Raw genomic sequence first — 15,314 nt, forward strand, 5'->3', positions numbered from 1 at the left:
GTGTTGCTGGACTCTCGTGCTCTGCTGGTGCCGGAAATTTATTTGTGAAATTTAGATTATATTTGCGAATCCCCAAAATCAACAATTTCCGCAGCACTCCACCGCACCTGAGGACACTCCAATCAAATCAAAAAACCCCCACAAACTCTTCATCAAAAAACGAAAAGTTCGGGGAGTCCACATAACTCAATTTAAAATCCAATCCCAATTACTTACCTTTAAACAGATTCAACGCCAATTGCGCGGTTTGCTCGGCTTGCTCATGTAGGACGATTATTTGCGCACGTAATGCGGCTTCGATGGATTCACGCTCTGCTAGCATTTGCTCTGCTTGCTTGAATAAGTCCTTGCCGGTCCAATCATCCTGCTCGACATGACCGATTGTCGGCTGGTTGGCAATATCGGCAAAGGCATCGATTTTAGGATCATAGGAAATCGCGATGAACGGTGTTGTTTGAATCGCAGCAAAGATTAATGAATGCAGGCGCATCCCGATCAATATATCCGCGTGACCGATAATCGCAATTTTTTCTTCGATTGATAAGTTACCCGGAGCGACAAGGCTTGGTTCAGCCATCATTTGTGCCAGCTGGAACGAAGCTTTTTCATCATGCTCATCATGCATCGGGATGAAGACAATGCGCTGACCAGCTTGTGCGAGTAATGCCAAGCCATCGACAATTTTTTGTTTAAAGTCCACATCAGAGGGCCAATCGCGCACACTGACCGCAATATAGCCACCCTCAAATGCTTGATAGTCGAGCCAGCTGCTTTTGAACGCCGCAGCATTCAAGCCAATCACCGGGTCAGGGACAATCGACATCGGCTTATTGACACCGATAGTAGTTAAAAGCTGGCGAGAGGCCTCATCACGTAGCGTAATTTGGTTGACCTTGTTTAACGTAAATTTCGTCAGCCACTTACTAAGCGATTGATTGATGGGCCCCATCCCTTGTGCATAGACGAAGACAGGCTTTTTATGAAACTTGGCAATTTGCATAATAGCGCAGTAGTAAGGGATCGACTTCATGCTCGTTTGGTCCTGAAGTAAGCTCCCCCCTCCACTGATCAAGCCATCTGCACGCTTTAAGACTGCCGATATGTCCTTAATTTTCCAACGATTCACCGCTTTGACACCATAAGTGGTAGCAGTGTGCTCGGGATTATTCGATAGCACCGTTAATTCAACAGCAGGCTCTAGCTTACGTAGGGAAGTGACGATCGATAGTAAAATCGCCTCGTCGCCTACATTGTCAAAGCCGAAATAGCCAGAAAGAACGATATGCATTATGACCACCTCGCGATAGCTTTTTTCACAATTTTCGCTAAAACAATATAAACCCCAATAAATACTAACCCAACAACAAAGCCGAATACGATACTATAAAGCGTACGTAATATCGAAACGTCTAATGGAATGTGTAGGTGTGTAAAGGTATTCATAATTGATAAGAAGCCAATGACACCAGGTATTAATAAAATGCTACCAAGCTTTTTGTTAATGCCCATTACATAAAGTGCTAAAACAAAGAATGGGAAGCCAATTAAAAATTCCTTCGTACGTGGACGAACATACAGTGTATCTTCTAACCATTGACGAATCGCGAGCTCAAGCGCACTTGCTGTACCCGCGTTGCCCGTACGCGTGATGTAAAACACACCAATCGCCGCAATGACGACGAATAATAGAAGATGCCAGTAGCGAACCTCCATATTCACAAGCTTCACCGTACGTGTAAGGGCATGTTTATAGCCATTATCGAAAATATTGTACATTTGCATAATGACGAGGACAATGACCCCAGCAATCGGAATGACATACACCAACTTCACGCCACGGAATGCTTCAATACCAGTTAAGAAAGGATTCCCATTTAGTAAACCAACAACAATGGCAATCCCAACCGCACTAATCGCCACCGCTTTTACGTATTGCACAAGGATGTTACGAATTTTACGAGAGCCTTTTGCTGTCGACATGACTGCATAAATTGGCGTTAAGACCGCGATGATTAGCGCAAAGGCTTGAATGAATAGTAGGCGGTCTAATAGGAAGTAGGCCGCAGCGAGTAAAATCATCCCTGCTGTCACGACTAAACGTAGCGGATGGCATTTGATAATACTAAACATCAGGTACGTAAATAAAATGCCTGCTAGTAAAATAAGCGCCGTTGACCAAGCCGGAATCGTTACAGGCTCAAGTACAGATGGCTTACCTAGCGTGAACGATGATGGAACGGCCTTTTGAATAGCCATTAAGTAATCTGTTGCTAGTTCTAGATTTTCCTCCACATCACCTTTCGTTTTCACATGGTAGAAAATCGATTTAATATTACGTTCTTTAATCGCACGCACTGTACGCTCCACCATGACCTGCTTTGTAAGTGCTGGCTGACGGTTAATATCGATACTGTGTAGGCGGACAAGATTATAATCCGTTTGACGCGCAACCGTTTGCTCACCCTTTAGCTGATTGCCTTCGATTAAGTAGAAGAAATAGCCAGCCTCCTGTAAAGCCTTGACGAATTTTGGTTGAGCGGTTTGACCAAATCCGACCGATTCTTCACCCATCCCAAGTAAGCCAGATGTCGAATCACTTTTTAGGTCGACTAATTGGGCAACAATTTTACCGTTTACTTCAGCGGTTTCGGCATTTGTTACGCGGAAAACATGCTGTAAATTGTGCTGCGCAATTGTTTGCAGTGCTTGTTCATCATAGCCAATCGGTGTATCCAAATCATAGAATTCATTGGAGCTGGCTAGGAAGTAGAAGGGCTCGTCACCAATCAACGTTTTTTCAACGTTCATTGTATCCGTAATGAGCGCTTGGTGATGCTCATTTTCAGGAATCGAAATATAGAAGCCTGTTTTTTTGATGTCTACTTCATCACGATAAGGCGTGAAGCGTAGCATCGTAGCTAACTCATCTTCTTCAAAGACGGATAGCACATTTTGCGTTTGTAAATCTTTTAAGCTCAGAGGACTTAAACTAACCGTTGTTAAACCGGCATCCTTCAAGTCTGATAAAATCTCGTCTACAGAGAGCTCACTTTCCATAGATAGCGTTAGAATTTCCTCATATGGAATAATGACCTCATAGCTATGATTGCTCTGCTCGGCATTCCAGCGATTGATTAAGCCAATGGAGCCTGCTAGCAATAATATCAGAATGGCTGCCCATAGCCATATGCGTTTATTTTTCATAGAAGTACGATTGCCCCCGTTTCTTTCTTTAATCTGTATTTTTTTCCCAAGAACAGGGATGCGTTTTAAATCTTCTGGATGAATGGCACGAAGCACCCAAAGAAGGGCAAAGTACACAGCGCCACCAATCGCCATTGCGACGAACACATAGCCGAGCGCGAGCATACGCCCAAAGTTTGCGACATCAAGCCACAAAGTAGGAAGCCCTACGATAAGCGCCATTATAATAGAAGAAAGTATAATTTTTAACGTTGTGGCATTGAAAGCCGAAAAGCGAATTTTACGTAAAATAAAGACTGTGTTCACAAGGAATACGACTGCATACACCACTAATGTAGACCACGCAGCCCCCTCTAAGCCAAATTGCTGAATCAAAACGATATTCAGGACAATTTTGAGCCCCACACCGATCAAAATAATCGAGGCAGCAAGCTTAGCCAGGTTCATGCCTTGTAAAATCCCCGTACTGACAAGAGTCAATGAGGTAAATACGGCACTCGCATTAATAATGGCAAGCATGGCGCTACCTTCAATATTGGTATACAGCGCAAGGTTCAATGGTAATGTTAATGCTAGTAAGCCCATTGCAGCTGGCCATGTAATAAGATGCGTCATGCGATACGTTTGCTCGATGACCGAGCGTGTACCCGCGACATCGTTTTGCGCCAGTTTTTTTGTAATGAGCGGTACGAGCGGTAGAATAATAGACGACGCAAATACTGTAGTAATTTGAACTAATGTCACCCCACGACCATAAAGCCCGTAAAGATAGTTAATTTCCTGCTGTGCAGAAATCCCGATTTGCTTTAAGGCATAGGTAGCGGTAAACGAATCGACAAAGTTGAATAAGGCCATCGTAACCGAACCAATCGCAATCGGAATCGAAATTTTTAAAATCGTGCCACTCCATTTTGAAAAGTCACTCGCTTGATATTTTTCAGCTGAAGCGACCTTTAATGAAGAACGCTGATATTTGAAGCGTAAATAAATTAAGGAAGCCAGTGCCCCGAGTACAGAGCCAATCATGACCCCGCCGGCAATGATTTCCGTAGACAGCTCCATTTGCACAAGGACATATGCCGCCACAATAATGAGCACAGCGCGGATCAGCTGCTCTAACACTTGTGACATCGCAGTCGGGCGCATATCATCATAGCCCTGGAAAAATCCGCGATAGACCGCCATATAAGGGGCGACTAATAATGTCAATGCCACAATAATAAGGGCAAAGCGTGTAGAAGGCCCACCAAGCCAATCTGCTAAAACATGCGAGAAGCTAAAAATGAGCGTAAAGCTAAAGAGCCCAAAGCAAATAGCTAATATACTGGCAGTGAGATAAATCTTTTTGACCTGCCAAGCATTCCCTCGCGTATTGGCCTCGGCGATGAGCTTGGAAATCGCAAGTGGAATTCCCGCTACCGATAAATACAGTGCCACCATATAGACAGGGTAGACAAGGCTGAAAATACCGAGCACCTCATCACCCGCGATATTTTGCAGCGGCACACGGAAAATACTGCCCAAAATTTTGGAGAGTAAGGTCGCGATTGTTAAAATGAGCGTGCTTTTCACTAATGTGGATTGGCTCATTGCTTTTTACCTTGTCCTTTTAGCTTCAACGCAAATACCTTTAATGCGAATTGTGGTAGTACAAGTGCACGCTTCCATCGACTCGGCTGTTTTAGGAGGCGATAAAGCCATTCTAAATTGAGCTTTTGCCAAAATACTGGTGCGCGCTTTACAGTACCGGCAATGACATCAAACGAGCCACCGATTCCCATAAAGACACCGTGCGAGAACTTGTCCATATTTTCCGAAATCCATTTTTCCTGGCGCGGCACACCAAGCGCAACAAAGATAAAATCAGGCTGTAGCGCTGCGGCCTCCTCGGCAATTGTATTGTTGTCCCAATCAAAGAACCCATCATGATAGCCAACGACCTCAACATTTGGATAATCCCGCCCGATATTGGCCGCTGTTTTTTCGATTGTTTCCTTTTGAGCGCCAAGCAAATAAATTTTGTAATGCTTTTTTTGCCCGATTTTTAAAAGCTCGACCATTGTATCGTAGCCCGTCACTCGCCCCGGTAAGTCCTCACCTAAAATCGAAGCCGCCTTCACAACGCCAATTCCATCTGCGCATATATACGTTGCTTCATTAATATACTGGTTAAGTGTGGCATCCTCACTAGCCCGCATGACAATTTCCGGATTCGCCGTAATGACAAAGGTCTTTTCCTTTTGATCAGCGCTTTGGACAAGTAAATCCACAAAGCCTTGCTGATCGATATGTAAAAAGGGAACGCCCATAATCTTTACATGTCTCATATTTTTTTGACAACCTTTCTTATTTATATACCATTAACTGCCCCTTATCATACCACAAATACTACATGGAAAAAATATATCCCAGGAGAAATGACAAGGGGGGCTGCATCCTTTGACGAGAAATGGAGAGGAAGGTTCTCTTAACCAGACAAATGGGAAAAAATATTGAAAATAAGCGGGTTTACAGGAAGTTTTTACATTACATTTGCATTACAAAATTGACACTTATATTACTAAAAATAGCAAATAAGCGATGGATATCTGATGCTATTTTAAAGTAATTAACCTTTAATGTTAGTAATTGGATTTTGTAAACATTCAGAATAATAGGATTTCATATTGGTAATTTTGTTAATTTTTTGCCGTATTATGGTGTTTTATGTTACGAAATAGTGTAAATAAACCATAATTCACCTAAAAATTGAAAACGAATAATGCAAACATTTCCACCATAAGGTATAATAGGTTTTGAATATGCCATTTTTAGGTTTAGTAGGATATATTATTATGTTTCACAATTTTGTAATGTGGAATAATTAAAGAGTAGAAATATATCCTTGTTTTCTAAAATAATAGATGGTATATTATTGAAGTAATTAGATGTGCCAAATTGTTGCACTTGTGCCAATTTGTGCTCATTTACTAAAAAAATCCCTTACTTAGCCACAAGAGATAGCTCATCGCACTGCGTGTTATTTCTGGGTAGGTAAACCGGAAAATTTAGGAGGAAAAGAATAAATGGCAAAATCAAACAAAGGTCGTAAGTTTTTTGCGACAACTGCAACTGCTGCATTAGTAGCATCTGCAATCGTACCAGTAGCATCTGCTGCTCAAATTAATGACTTCAATTCAATTTCATCATACGCTCAAGAAGCGGTACAAGATTTAAACGATCGTGGAGTTATTAAAGGGGACCAAAAAGGTAACTTCAACCCTAAGAGTGCAATCACTCGTGCTGAAGCAGCGACAATCTTAGCGAACGCTTTAGAATTAGAAGGTTCTGGTTCTACTAGCTTCACAGACGTGAAAAAATCTGCTTGGTATTACAATGCAATCGATGCTGCAGTAGCTAACGGAATTTTCCAAGGTCAAGGCGCTGGCAAATTTAACCCATCAGCTAACTTAACTCGTTCTGAAGCGGCAATCATCCTTGTTGATGCTTTCGGTTTAGAAGGTTCTGCTGATCTTTCAACATTCAAAGACAGTGCTAGCGTAAAATCATGGGCTGAAGAAGCTTTATCTATCGCAGTAGAGAACGGCGTAATGAAAGGTGACGACAATGGCAACTTAAAGCCAAACGCATCTATCACTCGTCAAGACTTCGCTTTAATGTACTACCGTACAGAAGGCGTTGAAGGTACAGAAGAAGTATCTGGTTCAGTAAAAGCAATCAACAACACAACAGTTGAAGTAACTTTCACTGAAGAAGTTTTAGATATCAAAGCATTAGACTTCGCTATCGAAGGTTTAGAGGTTACAAATGCTGTTGTTAAACAAACAAACTCTAAAGTAGTTGTATTAACAACTTCTGCTCAAACTGCTGATGTAGACTACAAAGTAGCAGTAAATGGTGAAGCAATCGGTTCATTCAAAGGTATCGGTGCTGTAATCCCTACTTCTATTAAAGTAGAAACAACTTCTGTACAATCTAAAGTAGGTGCTCAAGTTACGCTTAAAGCAACTACAACTCCTGGTGCTCAAGTAACATTCAACGTACAAGCAACTGGTAACTCATTAAACGAAAACAAAAAAGTAGAAGTAACTGCTGGTACTGACGGTGTTGCAACTTATTCTTACACTCAATACGGTGTAGCTGGTGTTGATAACGTAACTGTTTACCCTACGGGCGCTCCAAGCTTACTTGGTTACGCTAAAGTTTACTGGGGTAAAGAGCAAATCTTAACAGTAGATGCTGATGCAAAAACTGTTGATAATGGTGCTAATCGCGTTTACAAAGTAGTATACAAAGACCCAACTACTGGTGCTCCAGTACAAAACGCTAAATTAAATGTAACATTTAAAGAAAACTTAAATGATATCGATGGATCAAAAACTAATGATTCTTCTGCTAGTATCCGTAAAGATAACGGCACATATGTAACACCATACCAAGATACAACTGCTACTGCTGGTACTAACCGTGAAGAAGCATTCCAAGTTGTAACAAACTCTTTAGGTGAAGCAACATTTATTTTAACAGGTAAAAACACTAATACTACACCTGTAGTATTTGCTGATGCAAACACAAACAATCGTTTTGATGCAACTGAATTACAAGTAGAAGCTGGTGCAACTAAATTCCAAGGTGTTCAATCACCATATACAATTACATTTGAACGTACTGCTGATTTCGTAGCTGCGTTAAGTAATGAACATGGTCAAGAAAACCCAATTAGCTACAAATTAAAAGTAAACACTGATAAAAAAGATAAAGATGGTAATCCAATTCCATACAAAGGTGCAACAATTAAAGTAGCAATCCAACAAAACCAAGATTCTACATTAACTAACAACACACCTGCACAAATCGCTTCTTCTGACAATGGTCCTTATACTACAAATGGTGTAGTATCAGTAATCACAGATGATAAAGGTGAAGCAACTGTTTCCCTAAAATCTGCAGTAGACAATTCAAAAGCTACTCCATTAGCATGGATTGACTTAAACACTGCTGGTAACAATGCAGCAGTTGGTAACGATAAATTAGAAGATGGTGAGCCAAATGCAGTAGGGCCAACAGTAACATTCTTAAAATCTGTTGTAGTAGCTCCAGCATATACATTAAACACAGCTTCTGCTGGTGCGTTTATTAACGGCGATACTATGACTTGGAAAGCTTCTTTAAATAACCAAAGCGGCAATGTTTCTGAAACTGCAGGTGTACGTAATGCGACTTACACTATTACGAATACATCTAATTCTATTCAAACAATTAATCCACAATTAGTTGATGCTGCAGGTAATGCTTACCAAGGATTAACAATTACGTATAATGGTCAAACTCAAACTCAACCATTTACAAATGGTAGTGCGGTAAAATTAGAACCAAATACAACTGTAACAATTCACGGTATCGCACCAGGTTTACGTAACCAATATACGAACACAAACACAAATGTTTCAAATACTACAATTACAACAACGACTGAATTAGCAGAGTACTCAACAACAAATGATGCGTTATTAAAAGTTGTTGCTCCTAATGACAATGGTCAATTATCAGTGTCAGCTAACGTAACAACTGTACGTAAACAGGTTACTGGTGATATTCGAAACAACAATAACACGTACACATATGATGCTAAAGTAGCGGATTATATTAAATCAACATTAATTGAAGATAATACTGCTACAGTTACTGGTACAGTAATTGGTTATGAATTACGTGATCTAAACCGCTTTGAACGTTCAGATTGGTCTACAGAAAATCCTACTACTTTTGGTCGTCTTGTAATTAAAGAGCAAGGTACTGGAACTGTTAAACATTATTACTACAAAGGCGCTACAATTGCACCTAAAACAGCTGAACAAGCAACAGATTTCAGTACTTTACGTTTAGGTGATGTAAGCTTCACTGGTGCAGATAATGCTTTAACAGGTGCTGATCAGTTCGAAAACTTATTATCAATTAATGATGAAGTTCAAGTGAACGCAGCTAAATCTAATGGTGCTAAACTAGATGGTACAGGCGTTGACTACACAAACACAACTGGTAAAGAAGTTCGTTTATACAATAAAGATAACAGTTCTACTAAACAAGCTATTGGTAACAAAGATTATACTGCTCCAGCAGCAGTTCCTGCACCGGTAGTGACATATGCAGTTGTATCTGATACGGATAATAATGGTGCTGTTGATACATTAGAATTGCGTTTTGATAAAGCAATCGATAAAGCAACTTTAGAAGCTGGTGATTTCCGCTTATCAGCAACAAATGTTGCGACAACAACAGCATACGTTTCTGGTAAACGTGATGTATCAGGTAGTGCAAATGGAAATGTATTAAAAATTGAGTTTGATAATACTACATTCCCTGTTAATTCTACAGTTTACTTCGAGTATGCGAAAAATAATGCAGTAGGTGGAAACAAAGCCTTAACGGGAACTAATGGCCAAGAGGTTGCTACACAAGCTTACACGCAAGTATTTAGCGTAACGAATTTATCAACAGCTAGTGCACCAGCAACTTCAATTGCTGGATATACTGCTACAAACCTTCCTACAAATGAAGTTTTAGTTGCATTGCCTATTTCAAGTGTAACAGGTGCTTCAGCTTATAAAGTTATCGTAAATGGCGTAGATTATAACCTTGCATCTAAACAATTAGCAACAGGTCAAACTGTTTATAATGTTTTGGTACCAAAAGCAGATTATGATACAGCAGTAGCATTAGGCACGATTTTAGTAGCTAAACAATAATAGTTATTATCGAGTTAGTAACTTAATTTTAGTGCTAACTCGATCCTGACTTATGGTTAAATTAAACAAATAAAATATATGAGGTGTATAGAAATGGCAAAGAAAAATAAATTTGTTGCTACAGTATTTTCAGCAGCATTAGTTACATCTGCGATTGCTGCTCCAGCATTAGCAGCAGATGTAACATCAAAGACAGCTGCTCCAACGGCAATCGTAGTAACAACAACTACTGATAATACAGCAACAACAACACAACCAACTGCAACAACAACACAAGCTGCGGCATCTGTAACAGCTAAAGACGCAAACGCAGTATTAACTAGTGGTTCATCTGCTACTTTAAATCCTGATGGCACTATTGCATTTACTGAAAATGGCACAACAACTAGTATTACAAAAGAATCTTTCATTGAAAGAATTTTAAACGCACTATTCAAATAATTCAATTGAATAGAATACAGTGTATCTGATGCACAAATATTTTTGGGAATTCTCTACGATTCATGAAAATGTATGTAGTGAGTTAACAAAAATAAAGCCGTAAGTGAGATGCATATCTTGCTTGCGGCTTTTTGAACTTAATTGCTAATATTGTGCACCGGTTGCATAAACAATTCACTATAATTCATAAAAATATATTGGGTGATGTTGGAGAGAAGTCCTTCGTAAGAGCAATCTTGTGAGGGGCTTCTTTTTTGTTGTAATTGCCAAACCATAGATTCGGCAATTACTCTGCGTAAAGATAATCTGCACTGGGGGTAAACAATAATGTATCTGTATAAATTTCTTACATATGCTCTATTTTATCGAACGACTTTAAGAATCAGTAGTAGTTTAGGTAAGAGATAGCCGTGTATTCGCTAGGAATGCGCGGCTATCCTTTTTAACGTGATAAAAGCAGTTCAATTGATTGAAAATGTCTCATTGTAATTTACAACGAATACCTACACTGAGTGCACAAATAATGAAGGAGATTAATAACAATTTGATGAAATTGAAATTTTCTACATTTAAATGATACAAAATATACCAAATACTCCAAATCGAGTGTATAATATAACTAATAAAGTAGAATTGGAGTGACAAAATATGGATAATGAATTATTTGGAAAATTTGGTAAAGGTTTTGCTTCAACAATTGTTGCTGGTCTTTTATTATTTTCACAAACGGGTGTATCTGATGCTGCAGAAGTAACGAAAAGAGTTGAAGTTAACCCACAAGTTAAAATTTTAAACAATGGTAATTTGGTGTCTGGCGATATTGGGCCAATCATTATCGGTGGAACTACTTATTTACCTGTACGTTCTTTGTCAACTGTACTTAACAAAAATGTACTTTGGGAAGGACCAACTAAATCTATATTTATTACAGATATTGTAAATCCTGATGTGGCGAAAAATGAAATTGCCAATTTAGAAAGATTTATTAAAACAAAGGATGCTAAAATTTCTGAGTTAGAGGGTTTAATTAAAACCAAAGATACTAAAGTTACTGAGCTAGAAAATTTAGGTAAAACAAAAGACGCTAAAATTCTTGAATTAGAAAATGCGATTAAAGCAAAAGATGCTAGAATTGCAGAATTAGAGAAAACTTCGAATACGAATACGAATCTAAAAAATTTAGAGTACCAATTAAATCGTAATTACCAATATTGGAATGGCATGGAATTCTATACGACGCTGAAAGAAGATAGATATGGTATTAATGTTACTATAGAAACAGACTTAAGATACAATACCGCCTACAATAATTGGCATAATTTATCGGATGCAGATTACTCAAAATTTGTAAATCTTATTATGGAAGATATTTGGTATCAATACCGAAACATTGAAATCACAGGTAATGTAATTAATAGTTATGATAAAAATTTATTGGCGATATTCTCTGGTAATAGCAGATACTCAGCGAAGTACATTAAATACCCGAGATAATACAATGAAGAGCAGAGTCCTATGTGAGCGCAGTCTTGCATGGGGCTTTTTATATTTTGCCTGGGTCCATGATCTTGATAGGCGGGGAGTGAATGGCGGGTTGCTGTGGTTTTCTGAGTTTATTTGCGAAATTAAGTGTTTTATTTGAGGTCATAACAGTCAGCTTCTCGTTATAAAAAAGGTATGTTAAAATAAGCTTAACAGATTATGAATGAGGTGGTGAGGTTGTCGGAAAATATACTACTGTATCATTTAACACATATTAATAATTTACAGTCGATTCTCCATCAAGGTAGTTTATGGTCCCATGCACTTGTTAGAAAACATGCTATTTCGTATAAAGATGTTGCCAATCAAGATGTACAAACACGTAGGGAACGTACAAAAATACCGATTGGTGTTGCTGGCAGCTTACATGAGTATGTGCCATTCTATTTTGCACCGCGTTCGCCCATGTTATATGTCTTATGCATGCAACAAATTCCGCAAAATGACATTGTATATTTTATGACGAATAAAGAAATGATTCAATAACATTGTTCTTCATTCGTTTTTACAGATGCCCATGCGATTCGAAGACTTACGAATTTTTATACACAATTATCAGATTTGAATAAAATTGATTGGGAACTGATGAAAGCTTCACAATGGGCAGACACAGATGATGACCCGAATAGAAAAGCAAGACGTCAGGCAGAATTTTTAGTATACAATGAAATTCCTTTGTCAGCTTGTCTAGGATTTGCTGTGTATAGCAATTCAGCGAAGCGTAAGGTAGAGGAAATGTTACAAGAGGCAGATATATCCTTACCAGTAGCTGTTCGAAAGTCATTTTACTTCTAAGGGAGGTGGATGAAATGATTCAATGGGTAACAGGTAATTTACTTGAAGATTCAGCGGAAGCATATGTGAATACAGTAAATACAATTGGTGTCATGGGCAAAGGCATTGCACTTCAATTTAAGCAAGCTTTTCCGGATGTCTTTAAGCAGTATGAAAAAGATTGTAAAAAAGGGCTTGTACGAGTTGGAGAAATGCATGTGGTAGAAGTAGTAGGGTTAGCTGCACCTAAGTATGTCATTAACTTTCCTACAAAGGAACATTGGCGCAACCCATCAAAATTAAGTTTTGTAGAGGAAGGCTTAAAAGATTTAGTAAGAGTTGTTCAGCAATTAAATATTAAGTCGATCGCGCTGCCTCCACTTGGATGTGGAAATGGAGGACTGGATTGGCATGTAGTACGCCCAATAATTTTGGATGCTTTTCAATCATTAGACGTAGAGGTTCATTTATATGAACCAACTGGTGCCCCTCCATTGGATCAAATGGTTATTCGAACAAAGAAACCGAAAATGACATTGGGAAGAGCGCTGTTATTAGCAGCTATGACTCGGTATGCTGGACCTGGTTATCGGATGTCATTATTAGAGGTTCAAAAGATTGCCTATTTTTTGCATGAAGTCGGAGCATTACCAAAACTTCAATTTGAAAAAAATCGCTTTGGCCCTTACGCAGAAGGTTTGAATCATGTGCTTCAGGCAATGGAAGGGCATTATATTCGAGGTTATGGTGATCGAACTCAAGGAGCGGAAATTTACCTATTAAATGGTGCTGCAGAAGAAGCGGAGCAATTTATAGCAAACAACGATAAAGCGGTGAATGATTTACAGCAGGTAGCTGATTTAATGTATGGCTTTGAAACGCCGTATGATTTAGAATTGTTGTCGACAGTTGGGTGGATTCTGAAAGAAAATCCAACTAGAGCACATGATAAATACTACGTGATACAGTCTGTACGAAACTGGAATGAAAGAAAGAAACGAATTTTTCCAATCGATCACATTGAAAAAGTGTGGGATTATTTAAAGAATGAAGTACAGTTTGTATCGTAAAAATAACCTACACCTAGGAAGTTCTATGCGAGCGCAATCTTGCATGGAACTTTTTTATTTTGAATGACTTTATGCGGGTGAGTGAATGGCGGTAGATTGTCCTGATTTTCTAATATAACGGTCATTTGTTCTAATAAGTATGGCATTTTATCTAATAAAGTGGTGAAATGTTCTAATATATCTCGCGTTTGTTCTAATAAACGCAGCCAATGTTCTAATAAACCTACCTCACCCATCCCCAATGCATATTCCCCAAAATTTAAACATAAATTAAATTTTGAACGCGGTTTAAAAAAAGTGTTGCATTCCCAAAAATAGTTAGATAGAATAAAAAATAATTCAGAATTAACAGAAAATAGATTAAGTGCATAAAGGAGTGGAAATAGGGATGAAAGCTAATTTTTTAACAAATGAACATGAGATGTTTCGGGAGGCGCTGCAGAAAATGCTTCGAAAAGAGGCGTACCCGTATTACGAAAAATGGGAAGAGGAGCGCAATATTCCGCGCGATTTTTGGCTGAAGCTAGGGGAGAATGGTTTTTTACTTCCGTGGGTAGAGGAGCAATATGGTGGCTTAGGGTTGGATTTCTCGTACTCGATGATTTTGACGGAGGAATTGGAAAGGGTCGGGGTTGGTTTAGCTAGTGGCATCTGCTTGCATTCGGATATTGTAAGCCCTTACATAGAGGCGTATGGGACAGCGCAGCAAAAGCAAAAATGGCTACCAAAAAGTGTGACGGGTGAATATATTTCGGCTATTGCGATGACAGAGCCTGGTGCAGGATCGGACTTGGCAGGCATTAAGACGACTGCGCGCAAAGAGGGGGATCATTATATTTTAAATGGGGAAAAAACCTTTATTACAAATGGCAATCATGCAGATTATGTCATTGTTGTTTGTAAAACTGATCCCCATGCACAGCCCGCGTATCGTGGGATTAGCTTACTCATAGTTGAAAATGGCATGCCGGGATTCACGCGGGGGAAAAAGCTAAATAAAATCGGCATGCATTCGGGGGATACGGCAGAGCTAATTTTCGAGGATGTCAAAGTACCTGCCGAAAACCTGCTTGGTGAAGAAGGAAAAGGCTTTTATTACTTAATGGAAAAGCTGCAGCAAGAGCGACTTGTCGTAGCACTTCAAGTTCAAATAGAGGCAGAGGTCATGCTGCAATTAACGATTGATTATGTGAAGGAACGGAAGGCTTTTGGAAGTCGAATTGCGGATTTCCAAAATACTCAGTTTAAGCTAGCAGAGATGGCCACAGAAATCGATATGGGAAGAAACTATGTCAATACATTGACTGAAAAACATATGCACGGTGAAGATATTGTCAAAGAGGTTTCGATGGCAAAGTGGTGGATTAGTGAAATGGCCAAGCGCGTCGCAGCAGAATGCCTTCAGCTTCACGGGGGCTATGGCTATATGGAGGAATACGAAATTGCCCGAAGATATCGCGACATTTCGGTGACATCCATTTATGCAGGGACAACGGAAATTATGAAAAGCATTATCGCGAAAAAAATACTGTCGTAG

At 39.2% G+C, this 15,314-nt stretch carries 9 protein-coding genes and 1 pseudogene; 6 read left to right on the top strand and 4 right to left on the bottom strand.

From position 1 onward, the window contains the following. Nucleotides 1–208 precede the first annotated feature (208 nt). The 3 genes from csaB to MKX47_RS02850 are packed head-to-tail and all read right to left on the bottom strand — an operon-like array spanning nucleotide 209 to nucleotide 5,531. A complete protein-coding gene (csaB, locus tag MKX47_RS02840) occupies nucleotides 209–1,288 on the bottom strand; it encodes a polysaccharide pyruvyl transferase CsaB (RefSeq protein ID WP_340770891.1) in 1,080 nt (359 codons plus the stop codon). Next, nucleotides 1,288–4,794, bottom strand: a complete 3,507-nt coding sequence (locus tag MKX47_RS02845) for a DUF5693 family protein (RefSeq protein ID WP_340770893.1) — start codon at nucleotides 4,792–4,794, stop codon at nucleotides 1,288–1,290. Before MKX47_RS02845 ends, csaB begins: the two co-directional genes overlap by 1 nt. Next, complete coding sequence (locus MKX47_RS02850) at nucleotides 4,791–5,531, bottom strand: WecB/TagA/CpsF family glycosyltransferase (RefSeq protein ID WP_340770895.1); 741 nt, start codon at nucleotides 5,529–5,531, stop codon at nucleotides 4,791–4,793. Before MKX47_RS02850 ends, MKX47_RS02845 begins: the two co-directional genes overlap by 4 nt. Nucleotides 5,532–6,269: 738 nt before the next feature. On the opposite strand from MKX47_RS02850, the gene MKX47_RS02855 reads away from it, so the two are divergent. From MKX47_RS02855 to darG, 5 genes and pseudogenes are all read left to right on the top strand, one after another. Beyond that, nucleotides 6,270–9,950, top strand: a complete 3,681-nt coding sequence (locus tag MKX47_RS02855; protein WP_340770897.1) for an S-layer homology domain-containing protein — start codon at nucleotides 6,270–6,272, stop codon at nucleotides 9,948–9,950. A gap of 93 nt (nucleotides 9,951–10,043) precedes the next feature. After that, nucleotides 10,044–10,391: a hypothetical protein gene (locus MKX47_RS02860; RefSeq protein WP_340770899.1), complete on the top strand. Its 348-nt coding sequence runs from the start codon at nucleotides 10,044–10,046 to the stop codon at nucleotides 10,389–10,391. 648 nt (nucleotides 10,392–11,039) lie between these two features. Beyond that, entirely contained in the window at nucleotides 11,040–11,885 is an 846-nt protein-coding gene (locus MKX47_RS02865; RefSeq protein WP_340770902.1) for a stalk domain-containing protein, read from the top strand. A gap of 225 nt (nucleotides 11,886–12,110) precedes the next feature. Beyond that, nucleotides 12,111–12,728, top strand: a pseudogene (darT, locus tag MKX47_RS02870) (type II toxin-antitoxin system toxin DNA ADP-ribosyl transferase DarT). Between the two features lie 14 nt (nucleotides 12,729–12,742). After that, nucleotides 12,743–13,777 (top strand): type II toxin-antitoxin system antitoxin DNA ADP-ribosyl glycohydrolase DarG, encoded by a 1,035-nt coding sequence (gene darG, locus MKX47_RS02875; protein WP_340770905.1) that lies wholly within the window; start codon nucleotides 12,743–12,745, stop codon nucleotides 13,775–13,777. 23 nt (nucleotides 13,778–13,800) lie between these two features. On the opposite strand, the gene MKX47_RS02880 is transcribed toward darG, so the two are convergent. Next, nucleotides 13,801–14,019, bottom strand: a complete 219-nt coding sequence (locus MKX47_RS02880; protein WP_340770907.1) for a hypothetical protein — start codon at nucleotides 14,017–14,019, stop codon at nucleotides 13,801–13,803. A 146-nt stretch (nucleotides 14,020–14,165) separates the two neighbouring features. On the opposite strand from MKX47_RS02880, the gene MKX47_RS02885 reads away from it, so the two are divergent. After that, on the top strand, nucleotides 14,166–15,314 hold the full coding sequence (locus tag MKX47_RS02885; RefSeq protein ID WP_340770909.1) for an acyl-CoA dehydrogenase family protein: 1,149 nt from the start codon (nucleotides 14,166–14,168) through the stop codon (nucleotides 15,312–15,314).

The sequence above is a fragment of the Solibacillus sp. FSL R7-0668 genome, from assembly GCF_038006205.1.
Lineage (GTDB): Bacteria > Bacillota > Bacilli > Bacillales_A > Planococcaceae > Solibacillus.

Coding starts and splice junctions, on each gene's coding strand:
- MKX47_RS02865 (WP_340770902.1), top strand. CDS start 11,040: ATGGATAATGAATTATTTGGAAAATTTGGTAAAGGTTTTGCTTCAACA.
- MKX47_RS02850 (WP_340770895.1), bottom strand. CDS start 5,531: ATGAGACATGTAAAGATTATGGGCGTTCCCTTTTTACATATCGATCAG.
- MKX47_RS02885 (WP_340770909.1), top strand. CDS start 14,166: ATGAAAGCTAATTTTTTAACAAATGAACATGAGATGTTTCGGGAGGCG.
- MKX47_RS02845 (WP_340770893.1), bottom strand. CDS start 4,794: ATGAGCCAATCCACATTAGTGAAAAGCACGCTCATTTTAACAATCGCG.
- darG (WP_340770905.1), top strand. CDS start 12,743: ATGATTCAATGGGTAACAGGTAATTTACTTGAAGATTCAGCGGAAGCA.
- MKX47_RS02860 (WP_340770899.1), top strand. CDS start 10,044: ATGGCAAAGAAAAATAAATTTGTTGCTACAGTATTTTCAGCAGCATTA.
- MKX47_RS02855 (WP_340770897.1), top strand. CDS start 6,270: ATGGCAAAATCAAACAAAGGTCGTAAGTTTTTTGCGACAACTGCAACT.
- csaB (WP_340770891.1), bottom strand. CDS start 1,288: ATGCATATCGTTCTTTCTGGCTATTTCGGCTTTGACAATGTAGGCGAC.